General features: G+C 59.4%; 16 protein-coding genes. 12 read left to right on the top strand and 4 right to left on the bottom strand.

Features of this window, described 5'->3' with window-relative positions; translation table 11 throughout:
• Positions 1–79 precede the first annotated feature (79 nt).
• From cysS to AB4K19_RS08520, 4 genes are all read left to right on the top strand, one after another.
• A complete protein-coding gene (gene cysS / locus AB4K19_RS08535; RefSeq protein ID WP_436399443.1) occupies positions 80–1,531 on the top strand; it encodes a cysteine--tRNA ligase in 1,452 nt (483 codons plus the stop codon).
• 311 nt (positions 1,532–1,842) lie between these two features.
• The gene (gene cimA, locus AB4K19_RS08530; RefSeq protein ID WP_375227988.1) at positions 1,843–3,465 is read left to right on the top strand and encodes a citramalate synthase; all 1,623 of its coding nucleotides are present in this window, start codon (positions 1,843–1,845) and stop codon (positions 3,463–3,465) included.
• Positions 3,462–4,184 (top strand): class I SAM-dependent methyltransferase, encoded by a 723-nt coding sequence (locus AB4K19_RS08525; RefSeq protein WP_375227987.1) that lies wholly within the window; start codon positions 3,462–3,464, stop codon positions 4,182–4,184. The genes cimA and AB4K19_RS08525 overlap by 4 nt, the downstream gene beginning before the upstream one ends.
• Positions 4,181–4,951 carry a squalene/phytoene synthase family protein gene (locus AB4K19_RS08520; protein WP_375227986.1) on the top strand — a complete coding sequence of 257 codons (771 nt, stop codon included), beginning with the start codon at positions 4,181–4,183 and terminating at the stop codon, positions 4,949–4,951. The genes AB4K19_RS08525 and AB4K19_RS08520 overlap by 4 nt, the downstream gene beginning before the upstream one ends.
• 60 nt (positions 4,952–5,011) lie before the next feature.
• On the opposite strand, the gene AB4K19_RS08515 is transcribed toward AB4K19_RS08520, so the two are convergent.
• Positions 5,012–6,235, bottom strand: coding sequence for an MFS transporter (locus AB4K19_RS08515; protein ID WP_375227985.1), 1,224 nt, complete (start codon positions 6,233–6,235; stop codon positions 5,012–5,014).
• 77 nt (positions 6,236–6,312) lie between these two features.
• Between AB4K19_RS08515 and AB4K19_RS08510 the strand changes: the two genes are divergently transcribed.
• From AB4K19_RS08510 to AB4K19_RS08500, 3 genes are read left to right on the top strand one after another with little or no spacing between them, the layout of a single operon-like run.
• On the top strand, positions 6,313–7,056 hold the full coding sequence (locus AB4K19_RS08510) for a precorrin-6A/cobalt-precorrin-6A reductase (protein ID WP_436399442.1): 744 nt from the start codon (positions 6,313–6,315) through the stop codon (positions 7,054–7,056).
• A gap of 10 nt (positions 7,057–7,066) precedes the next feature.
• A complete protein-coding gene (locus AB4K19_RS08505; protein ID WP_375230867.1) occupies positions 7,067–7,684 on the top strand; it encodes a DNA-3-methyladenine glycosylase family protein in 618 nt (205 codons plus the stop codon).
• The gene (locus tag AB4K19_RS08500; protein ID WP_375227983.1) at positions 7,681–8,346 is read left to right on the top strand and encodes an alpha/beta hydrolase; all 666 of its coding nucleotides are present in this window, start codon (positions 7,681–7,683) and stop codon (positions 8,344–8,346) included. The genes AB4K19_RS08505 and AB4K19_RS08500 overlap by 4 nt, the downstream gene beginning before the upstream one ends.
• Positions 8,347–8,893: 547 nt before the next feature.
• Here the strand turns inward: AB4K19_RS08500 and AB4K19_RS08495 are convergent.
• Complete coding sequence (locus AB4K19_RS08495; protein ID WP_375227982.1) at positions 8,894–9,100, bottom strand: KTSC domain-containing protein; 207 nt, start codon at positions 9,098–9,100, stop codon at positions 8,894–8,896.
• A 377-nt stretch (positions 9,101–9,477) separates the two neighbouring features.
• Here AB4K19_RS08495 and AB4K19_RS08490 point away from each other — a divergent pair, with 377 nt between their 5' ends.
• Complete coding sequence (locus tag AB4K19_RS08490; protein ID WP_375227981.1) at positions 9,478–10,236, top strand: DsbA family protein; 759 nt, start codon at positions 9,478–9,480, stop codon at positions 10,234–10,236.
• On the opposite strand, the gene AB4K19_RS08485 is transcribed toward AB4K19_RS08490, so the two are convergent.
• Both AB4K19_RS08485 and fdxA read right to left on the bottom strand, forming a co-directional pair.
• A complete protein-coding gene (locus AB4K19_RS08485) occupies positions 10,226–11,026 on the bottom strand; it encodes a ferredoxin--NADP reductase (RefSeq protein ID WP_375227980.1) in 801 nt (266 codons plus the stop codon). The genes AB4K19_RS08490 and AB4K19_RS08485 overlap by 11 nt on opposite strands.
• 11 nt (positions 11,027–11,037) lie before the next feature.
• The gene (gene fdxA / locus AB4K19_RS08480; protein ID WP_375227979.1) at positions 11,038–11,379 is read right to left on the bottom strand and encodes a ferredoxin FdxA; all 342 of its coding nucleotides are present in this window, start codon (positions 11,377–11,379) and stop codon (positions 11,038–11,040) included.
• A gap of 120 nt (positions 11,380–11,499) precedes the next feature.
• On the opposite strand from fdxA, the gene AB4K19_RS08475 reads away from it, so the two are divergent.
• The 4 genes from AB4K19_RS08475 (at position 11,500) to AB4K19_RS08460 (ending at position 14,818) form a co-directional block, all read left to right on the top strand.
• Complete coding sequence (locus tag AB4K19_RS08475) at positions 11,500–11,790, top strand: gamma-butyrobetaine hydroxylase-like domain-containing protein (RefSeq protein ID WP_436399441.1); 291 nt, start codon at positions 11,500–11,502, stop codon at positions 11,788–11,790.
• Between the two features lie 64 nt (positions 11,791–11,854).
• Positions 11,855–13,597: a fumarate reductase/succinate dehydrogenase flavoprotein subunit gene (locus AB4K19_RS08470; protein WP_436399440.1), complete on the top strand. Its 1,743-nt coding sequence runs from the start codon at positions 11,855–11,857 to the stop codon at positions 13,595–13,597.
• A gap of 11 nt (positions 13,598–13,608) precedes the next feature.
• The gene (locus tag AB4K19_RS08465) at positions 13,609–13,854 is read left to right on the top strand and encodes a 4Fe-4S dicluster domain-containing protein (protein ID WP_375227975.1); all 246 of its coding nucleotides are present in this window, start codon (positions 13,609–13,611) and stop codon (positions 13,852–13,854) included.
• Positions 13,855–13,861: 7 nt separating this feature from the next.
• Positions 13,862–14,818 (top strand): HEAT repeat domain-containing protein, encoded by a 957-nt coding sequence (locus AB4K19_RS08460; RefSeq protein WP_375227974.1) that lies wholly within the window; start codon positions 13,862–13,864, stop codon positions 14,816–14,818.
• The last annotated feature ends 307 nt before the right edge of the window (positions 14,819–15,125 follow it).

Here is a 15,125-nt window from a genome sequence, read left to right as displayed (position 1 = left end):
TGCGGGCAGTTCTGGTCGTTTCCATTCTGACAGATGATTGCTATGCCCGCGCTGACCCCATGCGCCAAGGACACCTGTCATGACGACACTCACGCTCCACAACACCCGGACCCGCCGCAAAGAGACCTTTGCGCCCATCGACCGCCGGAATGTGCGCATGTATGTCTGTGGGCCCACGGTCTATGACCGGGCGCATCTGGGTAATGCGCGGCCGGTGATCGTCTTTGATGTGCTCTACCGCCTGCTGCGGCACCTCGCGCCGGAGAATGGTTGGGGCAAGGTGACCTATGTGCGCAATTTCACGGACGTGGATGACAAGATCAACGCGGAGGCACAGCGCCGCCGCGAGGCCGGTGCGCAGGGCACGCTGGAGGAGCTGATCCGCGAGCGGTCGGACGAGACCATTGCCTGGTATCTGGAAGACATGAAGGCGGTCGGTACGCTGGAGCCTGATGAAATGCCGCGCGCCACCGGATACATCGGCCAGATGATCGCCATGATCGAAACGCTGACCGGGCAGGGGCATGCCTATGCGGCCGAAGGCCATGTGCTCTTTGCCGTCGACAGCTGGAAGGAAAGCTACGGAGCGCTTTCGGGCCGCACGGTGGATGACATGATCGCCGGCGCGCGGGTCGAGGTTGCCCCTTACAAACGCAATCCGATGGATTTTGTGCTGTGGAAGCCCTCGGACGATGACCTGCCCGGCTGGGACAGCCCGTGGGGCAGGGGGCGTCCGGGCTGGCACATCGAATGCTCTGCCATGTCGCGCGAATTGCTGGGTGAAACCTTTGACATCCACGGCGGCGGCAAGGATCTGATGTTCCCGCACCATGAGAACGAGATCGCCCAGAGCTGCTGTGCAAATGGCACGGACGTCATGGCCAATGTCTGGATGCACAACGAGATGCTGCAGGTCGAGGGCAAAAAGATGTCCAAATCGCTGGGCAACTTTTTCACGGTGCGTGATCTGCTGGAGCAGGGTGTGCCGGGCGAGGTGATCCGCTTTGTGATGCTGTCGACGCATTACCGCAAGCCGATGGACTGGACAGAGACGAAACGACAGGAGGCGGAGCAGGCTCTCAGATATTGGATGGAATTGACATGGGAACTGGATCCGACACCACAATCCGATTTGGAAATTGATGGAGCCCTAATTGAAGCACTATGTGACGACCTGAATACCCATCTGGGGTTGACGTACCTGCGGGCATTGCACAACCAACCTCAGAAACTTTTGGACCACGCTCGATTTCTAGGGTTTTTGGGAGATGAAGCGCGGGCTGCTGAAAAAGACTATCGCTCGAAAATCAGCCAGGGTTTTGGAAGTGGCCCAAATGAACAATTGGCCGAGTTGGCTGGTAAACTAGACGAGCTGCGAAACGGCGCCAAAATCTCAAAGGATTTCAGTAAAGTCGACGCTTTGAAGCAAGCTCTTTTATCAGCCGGCATCGAGGTTCGCATGACTAAGAATGGCGTGGAACTAAATGTCACGCCTGACTTCGACGCCTCAAAGCTGGAAGCTCTCAAATGACCCCGCTCCGATCACAGGACGGCTCCCGGTCGCGGGAGGGGGGAAAGCCCCCGCCCGGGGGGGCGGCCGGGGGCTGTCCGGGCCGCTTGCCCGGACGGGCTGTGATTTGTGGGCCCCAGATTCACACAGCGCGGGCTCAAACAACACTCCTGACCTGGTGCCAGACAGGTGTTTCCTGTCAGCATGTGGCAACCCCGACAGCCCCCACCAACCCTTACCAGTCCGCAAACACACCGCACGCCACGCACCGACGTAATACCGACGTTAAACCGACGCCGCACCGACGCCCCGGAAACACCTGGAAAAACCGCATGACCCGAGAACGTCTTTATCTCTATGACACCACCCTGCGGGACGGCCAGCAGACCCAGGGCGTACAGTTTTCGACGGATGAAAAGCGCAGCCTTGCGGAGGCGCTCGATGCCCTGGGTGTCGACTACATCGAAGGCGGCTGGCCCGGGGCGAACCCCACCGACAGCGCGTTTTTTGATGCGGCACCGCAGACACGCGCGCGCATGACCGCGTTCGGCATGACCAAGCGCAACGGCATGTCAGCTGATAACGACGACGTGCTTGCGGCCGTGATGAACGCGGGCACCGATGCCGTCTGTCTGGTGGGGAAAACACATGATTTCCACGTACGTGCGGCGCTCGGGGTTGAGCTGCATGAAAACACTGAAAACATTGCGAAATCCATGGCGCATATCGTGGATCAGGGGCGCGAGGCGTTGTTTGATGCGGAACACTTCTTTGATGGCTACAAAGCCAATCCCGGCTACGCGCTGACCGCATTGCGGGCGGCCCTTGAAGCCGGTGCCCGCTGGATCGTGCTCTGCGATACCAACGGCGGTACGCTGCCCGACGAGGTGGGTCGCATCACGGCCGAGGTCATTGCCGCCGGTATCCCCGGCGACCGGCTGGGCATTCATACGCACAACGATACCGAAAACGCCGTGGCCTGCAGTCTGGCTGCGGTCGATGCCGGTGCGCGTCAGATCCAGGGCACGCTTAACGGGCTGGGCGAACGCTGCGGCAATGCCAACCTCACAGCGCTCATTCCGATCCTGCTGCTCAAGGAGCCCTACGCCAGCCGGTTTGAGACAGGTGTGACCCGTAACGCCCTGAAAACGCTGACTAGAACGTCGCGGATGCTGGACGAGGTGCTCAACCGTGTGCCCCGTGCTCAGTCTGCTTTTGTGGGCTCGTCAGCCTTTGCCCACAAGGCCGGTCTGCACGCCAGCGCGATTCTCAAAGACCCCACAACCTACGAACACATTGACCCATCGGACGTGGGCAACGCCCGCATCATTCCGATGTCCAACCAGGCGGGGCAATCCAATCTGCGCGAACGTCTGGAGGGCGCGGGCCTGCAGGTGGCCAAGGGCGATCCGGCGCTTGGCCTTATCCTCGATACGATCAAGGCGCGCGAGGCCGAGGGCTATTCCTATGACACCGCGCAGGCCAGTTTCGAGCTGCTGGCGCGCTCGGCCCTTGGGCAGATGCCGGACTTTTTTGAGGTCAAACGCTACCGGGTCACCGTTGAGCGGCGCAAGAACAAGTACAACCAGATGGTCAGCCTGTCCGAGGCCGTGGTGGTGGTGAAAGTGGATGGCGAAAAGAAGCTGTCCGTCAGCGAAAGCATGGACGAGGTGGGATCAGACCGCGGCCCCGTCAACGCGCTGGCCAAAGCGCTCGCCAAGGACCTCGGGCGCTACCAGGACATCATCGACGACATGCGGCTGGTGGACTTCAAGGTACGGATCACCCAGGGCGGGACCGAAGCCGTAACACGCGTCATTATTGACAGTGAGGACGGGCAGGGGCGCCGCTGGTCCACGGTCGGTGTGTCGCCGAACATAGTGGACGCCTCCTTTGAAGCGCTGCTGGACGCGATACGCTGGAAAATCCTGCGGGACAGGGCGCAGATCGCATGAGTGACAGCTATTGGGACGCGTTTTTCACCCTGCACAACGACCTGCCCCGAGAAGGGCCGGGGGAGCCTGCGGATGTTGCCTGGGCAACGCAATTGGCAGGTGTCCCGGCGGATGCGCGGATCTGTGACGCGGCCTGTGGTCCGGGCGCGGATATTGCCGCTCTGCTGGCGGCTGCACCAGACGGGCATGTCATCGCGCTCGACACAGCAGAAGGGTTCGTGAAGCAGGCGCAGGCAGCCCATGGGTCCGATCCCCGCACCACCATTTTCGCGGGCGATATGGCGGCGGTCACCGGCCCGTTTGATCTGATCTGGTGCGCGGGCGCGGTCTATTTCCTGGGGGTCCGGCAGGCGCTTGAAACCTGGAAAAACGCACTTGCACCAGGAGGCGCCGTGGCGTTTTCCCAGGTCTGCTGGTTCACGGATGCGCCGTCTCAGGCCGCGCGGGAGGGCTGGGCGGAATACGCGGACATGACGGATGAACCCGGTGTTCTGTCTGCCATCGACGCTGCGGGATATGATGTTCTTGGTACACGCCGTCTGAGTGATGCCGCCTGGGAAGCCTACTACGAGCCGATGGATGCACGGATCGCGCAGCTGACACCGGAGGCCGGTCCGGCCCTTGCCGCCGTGTTGCAGGAAGGGCGGGACGAGGCTGCGCTCTGGCGCAATCACCGTACTGAATTCGGCTACACGCTCTTTGTTGTAAGGCCGCGATGACCTTCGATGATGACCTGAACGCCTGCGCGGCTCTCGTGCACAAAGGCGATCCGGACCGCTTTGCCGCCGTGATGGCCGCACCTGTGTCTGCACGCGCAGTGCTCTTTCCGCTCTATGCGTTCAACGTCGAAGTGTCCCGCGCTCCATGGGTGACAAAAGAACCGATCATAGCCGAAATGCGGCTGCAATGGTGGCGGGACGCCCTTCAGGAAATCGCGTCCCGCGGCATCGTGCGCCGGCACGAAGTGGTGACACCGCTCGCTCTTGTTCTCAAGCCGGAACAGGCACAGATGCTGGACGCTCTGATCGAGGCGCGCCGCTGGGATATCGGCACAACGGCGTTCGACGACGAAGCCGCACTCTGGCACTACCTGGAGAGCACAACCGGCACGCTGCTCCGGGTGGCGGCTGCGGCACTGGGTGCTCCGGATGCCGATGACCCCGGACTGATGCGCGCGGCGCGGGGCATCGCGATGGCCAACTGGATGCGCGCCCTGCCTGCTCTTGAGGCTATGGGCAAACGCCCCCTGCATGACGGCCGCCCGGAAACCCTCGCTGATCTGGCGCAGAAAGCGCTGAATGATCTGGATGTGCCAAAAAAACTCAGCGCCCCGTCCCGGACTGTTCTGCTCTCCGGGTGGGCCGCCCGCCGCACGCTCCGCGCAGTCACAAAACACCCTTTGCGCGTCGCCGCGGGAGACCTTGAACCCGCACCCCTGACACGCAGTCTTAGCCTGACCCGGGCACGCCTGGCAGGCCGCATCTGAAACTTTCTTCTGGCCGGAAATATCCCGTGTGAGGCGCGGGACGCGCCGAGGGTAGCGCCCTTATGCGGCGCGCGTCCTGGGGCGCATCATCAGCCAGATCAGCGCGGCACCAGCCAGCACCAGGAACGGAACCATCGCGATGTTGACGGCGGCCCAGCCCTCCTGCGGTGTGCCGCCGGAGCAGTTCATCAACCCGCCGGACGACAGCGACGCCACGGTCACACCTCCGAAAACCAGCAGGTCATTGATCCCCTGCATCCTGCCACGTTCCTGCGGTGTGTGGGCTCCGGCCAGCATGGTAGTGGCACCGATAAACCCAAAGTTCCAGCCCAGCCCCAGCAGGATCAGGGCGACAAAGAAATGGCCAAGCTCGACACCCGACAGCGCAACAGCGCCTGCGGCGCCGAGGATCAGAAGTCCCAGCCCCATGATCCGTTCGACGCCGAACCGCACAATCAGATGCCCGGTGAAAAAGGACGGTGCAAACATCGCCAGCACATGGCCGGTGACGACGTTTGAGGCATCGGCCACGGCAAAGCCACAGCCCACGACCGCCAGCGGCGTTGAGGTCATCACGAGGTTCATCAGCGCATAGGAGACCATCGCGCAGATCACGGCGACGGCAATGCGCGGGGTACGCAGAAGCTCGCCGATGCTGCGGCCACGGTCCGTCGTTTCCGCGGACCGGGCAGGGCGGGGAATGTCGAGGAACGCAAAAAGCATCATGCCCATGACATTCAGGGCAATGGCCGCGATATAGACCGGAAAGAACCGCATTACGGTGGCATCGGGGGTGTTGCCGCTCAGATATCCCACCAGCTGCGGCCCGATGATCGCCGACAGCAGACCGCCCGCCATGACGTAGGAAATCGCCTTGGGCCGGAATGTGTCAGATGCTGTGTCAGCGGCGGCGAAACGGTAAAAACCCTGCGCAGACATGTAGATACCGGTCAGATAACTGCCCAGCAGAAAGAGCGTAAAGCTTTCAAGGGTCAGCGCCCAGGCACAGATCGCAGCCCCGATCAGACCGCCTGTTGACCCCACAAGAAACCCTGTCCGGCGACCGAAACGCTGCATGATACCGGACAGCCAGGGCGCTGTGGTCATGGAGCCGAAAACAATCATCGAGATCGGTAGCGTCGCAAGACAGATGTTGGATGCCAGCTGCTGACCGGCAAGTCCGCCGATCACAAAGATCATCGTGATCTGACTGCCGAGAAAGGCCTGAGCAAGGACCAGAACGGCGACGTTACGCCTGGCGCGGCTGTCATCTGCGTATTCCATAGTCCTGTCAGTAGTCGCCACGCTTTTGCAGAGCAAGACCTCTTGTCTGCCCGGCTGCGTGATATAATGATGACCACATGAAGAACGGTGGAAAGACCCTGGTCCTGGCTGGCGCCAGGGAAGCGCATGGCATGATTATCGGCCTCGTCGCGCGGGGCCGGGATGTGATCGCCAGCCTGCCGGAACCTGAACGCGGGATGGAACCTCTGCCGGTGCCGACGCGGGTGGGCACATTCGCGAATGCCGGTGCACTGCAGGACTGGGCGCTGGAGCAGAAAGTCACCACGGTTCTCGATGCCAGCCACCCGTTTGACAACGACATCAGCAATCAGGCGAGCCTGTTCTGCAGCCACCACCAGGTGCGTTACCTGAGGGTGTTGCGCAGCAGCTGGCAGCCGACAGGGCAGGATCAGTGGACCAGTTATCCCACAACCCGCGCTGCGGTTGCGGCTGTGCCGGAAGGGGCCCGCGTGTTCTCCAATACCGGCTGGGCCAGCCTGCCTGATTACGCTGATTTCGGGGGCCACGTCGTGTATCTGCGCCAGACCCGTATGCCGTCGGCACCACCACCTTACCCCTTCCTGAAATTCATTGAGGGCAAACCACCTTTCTCGCAGCGCCAGGAAAAAGCACTGTTTGAATCGCTCCGGATCACCCGGCTGATCTGCCGTAACGTCGGCGGGGTGGCCAGCATGTCCAAGCTGCTGGCCGCGCGCCAGCTTGGCATCCGGGTTCTGATGGTGGACCGGCCTGCGACACCGGTCGGTGCCATGGTGGTCGAGAGCGTCGCCGAGGCCTTGGCCTGGGAAGCTGATACCTGACGTGGACGGTATCATCGAGACGGACGCCCATGTGGCCGAAGGCGCCGCATGGCTCAGCCGCCAGGATCCGCGCCTTGCACAGGCGCTGGAGGCGACAGGCCCGTTGCCGCTCAGGCGGCGGCCGGACGGGTTTTCAGAACTGCTCAGCGCAATCATCAGTCAGCAGGTCAGCGTTGCGTCAGCGCGCGCTGTTCAGACCCGTCTGCTGGACGCGGGCATGACCACAGAGGCCGCCGTGCGCGCCGCCCGCGAAGAGGACCTGCGCGGGCTCGGCCTGAGCCGCCAGAAGGCACGTTATGCCCATGCGCTGGCCTCTGCCGAGATTGATTACCCCGCATTGCGAACCGTACCCGATCAGGAAGTTATACGCACGCTGACGGCCGTGCCTGGCATCGGGGTCTGGACGGCAGAGATCTATGCGATGTTCAGCCTTGGCCGCCCGGATGTCTTTGCCGCAGGTGATCTGGCGCTGCAGGAGGCCGCACGCATCCTGTTTGATATGCCGGAGCGCCCCAAAGAACGTGCGCTGCGCCAGATGGCCGCCGACTGGTCGCCCTGGCGCTCTGTTGCAGCGCGACTGCTCTTTGCGTACTACCGGGTGGCAAAACAGAGGGACGGGATCACATGACCAGAGTACTGAATGCAGAACGGCGCGCGCCGGTATCCGGGGACACGCGGTCGGTGGTCGTTTTCCTGCATGGCTACGGTGCCAATGGCGCGGACCTGCTGGGCCTTGCGGACCCGCTGGGCGAACACCTGCCGGATACGCTCTTTGTGGCGCCTGATGCGCCCGAAGCCTGCGCCGGCGCACCGATGGGGTTCCAGTGGTTTCCGATCCCGTGGATTGACGGCTCCTCTGAGGAGGAATCCATGCGCGGCATGGCCCAGGCGGTTGATGATCTCAATGCGTTCCTGGACGCGCTGATGGTGGACGAAGATGTGCTGCCGGAACAGGTCGTGCTCTTTGGGTTTTCGCAGGGAACCATGATGTCGCTGCATGTGGCCCCCCGGCGCGAGGATGAGATCGCGGGCATCGTCGCCTTTTCCGGCCGCCTGCTGAGCCCCGAGACGCTGGCCGACGAGGTTGTCGTGCGTCCGCCGGTCCTTCTGGTGCACGGGGATCAGGATGATGTGGTCCCGCCCCAGTCGCTGCCTCAGGCCGCCGAAGCCCTGCAGGAAGCGGGCTGGCAGGACGTCTATGCCCATATCATGAAGGGCACCGGCCACGGCATCGCCCCTGATGGTCTGTCCGTGGCTCTGGCGTTTATGCGGGACAAGCTCAGCCTTTAAGGACTGCGGTTCAGGGGGGCGGATGTTCGCTCTGCGGCCAAAGCGGCCTTGTACCACAGCAGCTATTGCGAAAGCAGTATCTCTTCGCAATTGCAGCGACTATTTCGTTGCTTTGCAGTCAGTCTCTTCGAAGCAGCCGTGCCAGAGAGTGCAGGTCGTCGACACCCAAACACCCGTTTTGCCTCGGCCCGCTTCGATAAATCAGTCGCTTTGGCGTCTCCCTGGATCAGTGTGGAGGTAATCCGGGGTCTTTTCGTTTTCCCGAATTTTGAGTGGCAGCGTAGATGCCGCAGGGGGCGCAAGCGCTGCCCCGGCTCGGCGGTTTTCATCAGCAACGACGACAAGAACAGATATCTGAACGCGTGGTGTGTTCTTGATTTGGTCAATACTCAAAGCAACATGAGGGAGGCGGGAACGATATCGCCGGAGCCATCATCTTTATGTGTCTCAGCACGGCCATCTCAGAAACTCTTGCCGTGAGATACCAGCGGCGTCGTCTAAAAACTGGGCGTGCACGTTGATCTTTGGATGGTAAAACCTTTGCAGATCAGCATCCCAACGGCATCAGTATCCCGATTTTTTCACTTTCAAAGTGACCCAAAATATAGTTCCGGTAGTACCAGTCAAAGCTCTCTGCCTGCATAAGAGCGTCATACGTCTCAGCTGGAACCTCATCGACACGGTATAGGTGCCCATTGCTGAATTCGACCTGAAGCGCCCGCCGGGCCGGATCAAACCCAACGGATGAAATCATACTCGAACAGACATGCGCCCGTTCTATTTCCGGCTCGGTCAAAGGCGGGCACCAAAGGTCGTAACAAGCCTTCATAGATCGCTTCAAACTCTGAAGGACAACCGAGCGTGGCATTACCTCACCCTTCTTTTGCATACCGCTCAACTCTAGAACCTAAACAGGGGTACGCGCCCCTGGATTTGTGACATCCCTGTTCCGACGTCACCCGATTGCTCAATAAGTAATACGCAACGCGTCAAATGCTGCGAATCTTGGCGTTCCCAAAATTTGAAGCCCCGCGCTGCTGCGCAAAAAAGGGAGACGCGACCGGAATCCTCTAAAGTCTTCTTGCAAGGGTCATGAGCCATCTTGCCAGATAAGATGCAGGGATAAATCGAATGATGCCTTTGGGTTTTGTAAGGGTTGGCACAGTTTGGCGTAAGGAGTTTCTTCGGAGGGTGGCTGCCGTTTCAGCGGGAGCACTGATGCTTTCTCTCCAATCGGCTGCGGCTGACATGACTGACCAGGAATTTGAGGAGCGGGTGCGGACTTATCTCCTGGCGCACCCCGAGATAATTCTCGAAGCGATGGAGGCGCTGTCAAAGCGCGAGGCGCGCACGGCGCAAACTGCACAAATCGCGAAGTATGCGGAGATGTTCGCCGAACCCGCCGTTCTGGGCATTGGACCGACAGACGCCGCGCTCACTGTCATTGAATTCTTCGACTACCGATGTGCGCCCTGCAAAGCGCTGCATCCAAAGTTGCAGGCGGCATTAGAAGATTACCCAGACATCCGGGTGGAAATGCGGCATTTGCCCATTCTCTCCCCCGGGTCTGAACGGGGCGCGCGTTTCGCGCTGGCGGTAAAGAACCTTGGCAGCCCAGAGCAGTACCGCGCGGTCCATGAAGCCTTGTGGTCCATCAAAGGCCCATTGCGCGAGGTCACATTTGAAGACATCGCCCGCGCGCAGGGGCTGGATTGGACCGCAGTCGAGGCGGAAATGAAAAGCAACGCTGTATCGGACCGGATCTCCACCAACCGGGACATGGCTGTTGCTCTGCAGGTCCTCGGCACACCCGCTTTTGTGACACCAACGTCCGTCAGTTTTGGTTCAACGGATGCCGAAGAACTCGTTGCCGATTGGGTCAGTCAATAAACGCCTTCTCAACAACGAAGTGTTTAGGGTCCGAATTGGCCCCTTCAGCCAAACCGTGTTCTTCGCAGATCGACATGATGTCTTTGTTCAACGCCAGATTGCCGCAGACCATAACCCGGTCATCATTGCTGTTCCATGCCGACAATCCCAGCGCTTCGAATACGCGCCCATCACGCAGGTGATCGCTGATCCGGCCTTCGATGCCGGAATGCTCCCGTGTGGTGGTCGGGTAATACGTCAGTTTATCGCCCACGAGTTCACCAATCAGCGGGTCATCCGGCAAGGCTTCAACCAGCCTGCGCCCATAAGCCAGTTCGTCCCTTGTGCGGCAGGTGTGGGCCAGGATCACCTGGTCGTATTGCTCATAGGTTTCCGGGTCGCGCAGGAGTGAGGCGAAAGGGGCAACGCCAGTGCCTGTACAAATCATCCAGAGTCGTTTCCCGGGCAAGAGCGCGTCCAGCACCAGCGTGCCCACGGGCTTTGGGCGCAGGATAATCTCATCACCCGGCACGATCTTTTGCAGGCGTGAGGTCAAGGGCCCGTCGGGCACTTTAATTGAGTAGAACTCTAACTCTTCATCCCAACTTGGTGACGCAATGGAATAGGCGCGCAGCAAGGGCTTGCCGTCATCTTTCAGCAATCCGATCATCACAAATTCGCCGGACCGAAAGCGCAGCGAGGGGGGGCGCGATACCCGAAAGGAAAACAGCGTGTCAGTCCAGTGTTCCACAGACTTCACGGTCTGCGCATCCGGCAAGACCTTGGCACCGGTCGTCGTCTGAATATTCATGATAGCGTCCTCTAAGCCGCTTCGGCGGCGGGTTTCTCTGAGAAATGGCTCTCAAGTTTGCCTGTCTGCCCGTCGAGTTCTTTGGCTGTGGGCAAGGGATCCTTGGCCTCGGTGATGACGGGCCAGATCTTCGCGTACTTTTCGTTGAAGATGACCCACTGTTTCATGCCTTCTTCGGTATCGGCACGAATCGCATCGGCGGGACATTCGGGTTCGCACACACCGCAGTCGATGCATTCCACCGGATCGATGACGAGCATGTTCTCGCCTTCATAGAAGCAGTCTACGGGGCAGACAGACACACAGTCTGTGTATTTGCAGGCGATACAATTGTCGGTGACTACGAAAGTCATGGCGCGCTCTCTTCGTTGTTTTTCTTCATGGTGCCGCGGCGCAGAAAACGTGTCCGTAAACAAATTGCTATTGAGCGATTCTGCATTGCGGCAATTCTGGACGGAATAAAGGAGATACGAATGATCGACTGCCTTTCTGCCACTCCGGACTGCCGTAACCTGATCGTTGAATGGAAGGATGGTGCCACATCCGAACTGTCTGCCGCAGTGCTGCGTCGTGAGGCGCGGGATGCCTATTCCACAAGGGCACGAATCGATCATGGTGAGATTGCGGTGGCAGAGGGTCTGACCATAACCAACCTCGTGCAGGTGGGACCAGCCGGCGTAAACGTCCATTTTTCAGACGGTCATGACCGCGCAGTCTATCCTTTTGTCTATTTGCGCGAGCTTTCTGACAAATACGGAAACTAGTTGACATTTGCCGCGCCGCGGCAGCGCGCAGGCTGAGAACACCACATGACGACGGGAGCTTTTCATGGACGAAATACTGGATGGAACGACGCAGATTGAATGCGACATCCTGATCATTGGCGGCGGCACCGCAGGCCCAATGGCCGCGATCAAGGCCAAGCGCAAGAACCCGGAAGCCAATGTCGTTTTGCTCGACAAAGCCAATGTAAAACGCTCCGGTGCAATATCCATGGGTATGGACGGCCTGAACAACTCGGTTATTCCCGGTTACGCCACGCCTGAGCAGTACACCAAGGAGATTACCATCGCGAACGACGGGATCGTCGATCAAAAAGCGGTCTACCGGTATGCTGAGGAATGCTACAGCATCATCGAAGAGCTTGATCAGTTTGGCATCCGGTTCCAAAAGGACCAGAACGGTGAGTACGACGTAAAGAAAGTACACCACATAGGCACCTACGTGCTCCCGATGCCCAATGGTGACACCGTCAAAAAGGCGCTTTACCGTCAGTTGCGCAAGGCGCGCATCAATATCGTAAATCGCTACATGGCGACGCGCTTGCTCACAGGCGAGGGTCGCATCGCGGGTGCGGTATGTGTAAACACCCGCACAGCGGAGTTCCTCGTGGTGCGTGCGAAGGCCGTGATTATGTCTCTGGGAGCCGCCGGGCGTCTGGGGCTCCCTTCCTCCGGTTACCTTTATGGCACGTATGAGAACGCCTCAAACTCGGGGGAAGGCTATTCTATGGCCTATCACGCTGGTGCCGGTCTCGCGAATCTTGAGTGTTTTCAGATCAATCCGCTGATCAAGGACTACAATGGACCGGCTTGCGCGTATGTTGCAGGCCCGATGGGGGGCTACACGGCGAACGCAAGCGGCGAACGCTTCATCGAATGTGACTATTGGTCCGGCCAGATGATGCAGGAGTTCTATGACGAGCTGCAGGGGGGCAAAGGGCCCGTGTATCTCAAGCTGAACCATCTGGCCGAAGAAACCGTGGCTGAAATCGAACGTGTGCTGCACATCGTGGAGCGCCCCACCCGCGGCCACTTCCACAAAGGGCGCGGCACAGACTACCGCACAGATATGATCGAGATGCACATCTCAGAGATCGGGTTCTGCTCCGGTCACTCAGCCAGCGGAGTCTTTGTTGATGAACGGGCGCGAACCACCATTGATGGCCTGTATGCTGCCGGCGATATGGCGAACGTGCCGCATAACTACATGCTGGGCGCTTTCACCAATGGGGCGTTTGCGGGACTGGATGCGGTCGACTTCGTGAAAGACGTCGACTTCGCCGACTTTGATATGGGCGAAGTAGATGCCGAGCGTGAACGCGTTCTGGCACCAACCAGGCGTGATGATGGCATCCCACCGAACCAGATCGAGTACAAGACGCGCCGCTTTGTGAATGATTATCTTCAGCCCCCGAAGGTAACTGCAAAGATGGAGCTGGCACAGCGCCGCTTTGCGGAAGTGCGCCATGACATGGAAAACGAGATGTATGTGCGCGACAGCCACGAGCTGATGCGGTCGCTTGAGGCTTCCGCGATCATGGATTGCGCGGACATGGCTGCAGCGGCATCGCTTTACCGTACGGAAAGCCGGTGGGGCCTCTATCACAACCGTGTTGAATATGACCGCGATGATGAGAACTGGTTTTGCCATACCATCCTGACCAAAGGCGACGATGGCAAGCCGGCGCACAGCAAGAAGGCGGTTGATCCGTATATTGTCGACATCGATGACGATGAAAAAGACGCCTACAACAATCAGCGCGTTACCAGCACTGTCGCAGCAGAATAAGGAACGAAATCATGCCTTTGGCCCAAACCTCCACCGTTGTTCCTGTTGTTGTTGATGACGCGCTGTGCATCGCGGACAAAGGTTGCACTGTCTGCGTCGATGTCTGCCCCTTGGATGTCTTGCGGATTGTCGAAGGGTCCGATGGTAGCCCCGTCACCGCACATATGAAATATGACGAATGCTGGTATTGCATGCCGTGCGAGGCCGATTGCCCCACGGGAGCCGTGACTGTGAACCTGCCGTTCCTGTTGAAGTGAGACTGCTATGACCGCGCTCTTTGAAGACTTTGACGAAATTGGTGAACTCGCTGAGGCGCTGGATGACCCGTCCCCTGGCGGGCGCATTATGGCAGTGATTGAACTGGCTGACAGTGCAGATCCCGCTGCGATCCCGCATCTGGCGCGCGCTATTGCGGATGACGCGCCGGGTGTGCGGAAACAAGCGGCGCAGGCGCTGACCGATTTTGATGGGCCAGAGACGGCTGCGGCCCTGGTCACTGCGCTGACCGACGGCGATCCGACGGTTGTTGAAGCGGCGGCAATAAGCCTGACAGAACTGAAGGATCCCGCCTCCGGTGACGCGATCCTGCCACATCTGGGCGCGACCGATACAGTTAAACTACGGGCCTGCCTCGCCGGAATCAAAGAGTTGCGGCGGCCAGAGGCCATGGGACCAGCGATCAAAGCTTTACAGCACGCCGATGCGGGGGTGCGTATCGAAGCAGTTGGCGTGATTGGCTGGCTTCAGGACGAAGGATCCTTGCCCGCTTTACGGGACGCTGCCAGGGACGGCGACACGCAGGTGCGCCGAACCGCACTGGCCGCTTTGGGTTTTTCCAGATCAGAACATGCTGAGGCGACGTTGATCAAGGGTCTGGAAGACCCTGAATGGATCGTCCGGGAAGCCGCAGCCGAGACGTTGGCAAAGGCTGGGGATGAAACCTGTGTGCCGATGCTACGCGCTGCACTTGGCGATGAGTATTGGCAGGTTCGGGTCAAGGCCGTTCGGTCCCTTGGGAAGTTGAACGCCACGGAAGCTGCAATTGAAATTGCGCCGATGATGGATGTTCCGGTGCCAAACCTGCGCAAGGAATGTGCAGCGGTTTTGGGCGAAATGGCCGTGTCGGAGACGCGGCCGTTCCTTGAGAAATACAAAGACGATCCTGATCCGGACGTGCGCAAAAATGTGCGTTGGGCCTTGGGTAAATTGGGTGTGCAATAACCCTTTTTGATCGGTCAAACTGAGCTTTTGTCTTACACCCCGCGGTTCCGGCCACGGGGTGCTTACTGCACTTCAAAAAACCTATTAAGATATTGTTTTTAAATTATAAAACTTGCGTGCGATTCTTAATCATATTTTTGAATTCCAACTTTTTTGCGCCTAATTCTAACCATCCTCGCCAGGTTTCCCGCTCATATTTTGTGCTTCGCGCGAATTCGGCCAAATCACCCCCTAAAACGCTGCGCAATCCCGCGATCCGGCTGTTTACTGATGGCGACAAACAAAAAAGACCCAGCAACGGAGAACG

It is taken from the genome of Roseobacter phycocola, from assembly GCF_042055075.2.
Lineage (GTDB): Bacteria > Pseudomonadota > Alphaproteobacteria > Rhodobacterales > Rhodobacteraceae > Roseobacter.
The sequence above is the reverse complement of the archived record's forward strand: the minus strand, read 5'-3'. Positions and strand labels throughout refer to the sequence as shown.

Coding starts and splice junctions, on each gene's coding strand:
- AB4K19_RS08490 (WP_375227981.1), top strand. CDS start 9,478: ATGATGCCTTTGGGTTTTGTAAGGGTTGGCACAGTTTGGCGTAAGGAG.
- fdxA (WP_375227979.1), bottom strand. CDS start 11,379: ATGACTTTCGTAGTCACCGACAATTGTATCGCCTGCAAATACACAGAC.
- cysS (WP_436399443.1), top strand. CDS start 80: ATGACGACACTCACGCTCCACAACACCCGGACCCGCCGCAAAGAGACC.
- AB4K19_RS08525 (WP_375227987.1), top strand. CDS start 3,462: ATGAGTGACAGCTATTGGGACGCGTTTTTCACCCTGCACAACGACCTG.
- AB4K19_RS08475 (WP_436399441.1), top strand. CDS start 11,500: ATGATCGACTGCCTTTCTGCCACTCCGGACTGCCGTAACCTGATCGTT.
- AB4K19_RS08515 (WP_375227985.1), bottom strand. CDS start 6,235: ATGGAATACGCAGATGACAGCCGCGCCAGGCGTAACGTCGCCGTTCTG.
- AB4K19_RS08470 (WP_436399440.1), top strand. CDS start 11,855: ATGGACGAAATACTGGATGGAACGACGCAGATTGAATGCGACATCCTG.
- AB4K19_RS08460 (WP_375227974.1), top strand. CDS start 13,862: ATGACCGCGCTCTTTGAAGACTTTGACGAAATTGGTGAACTCGCTGAG.
- AB4K19_RS08465 (WP_375227975.1), top strand. CDS start 13,609: ATGCCTTTGGCCCAAACCTCCACCGTTGTTCCTGTTGTTGTTGATGAC.
- AB4K19_RS08495 (WP_375227982.1), bottom strand. CDS start 9,100: ATGATTTCATCCGTTGGGTTTGATCCGGCCCGGCGGGCGCTTCAGGTC.
- AB4K19_RS08500 (WP_375227983.1), top strand. CDS start 7,681: ATGACCAGAGTACTGAATGCAGAACGGCGCGCGCCGGTATCCGGGGAC.
- AB4K19_RS08520 (WP_375227986.1), top strand. CDS start 4,181: ATGACCTTCGATGATGACCTGAACGCCTGCGCGGCTCTCGTGCACAAA.
- AB4K19_RS08485 (WP_375227980.1), bottom strand. CDS start 11,026: ATGAATATTCAGACGACGACCGGTGCCAAGGTCTTGCCGGATGCGCAG.
- cimA (WP_375227988.1), top strand. CDS start 1,843: ATGACCCGAGAACGTCTTTATCTCTATGACACCACCCTGCGGGACGGC.
- AB4K19_RS08510 (WP_436399442.1), top strand. CDS start 6,313: ATGAAGAACGGTGGAAAGACCCTGGTCCTGGCTGGCGCCAGGGAAGCG.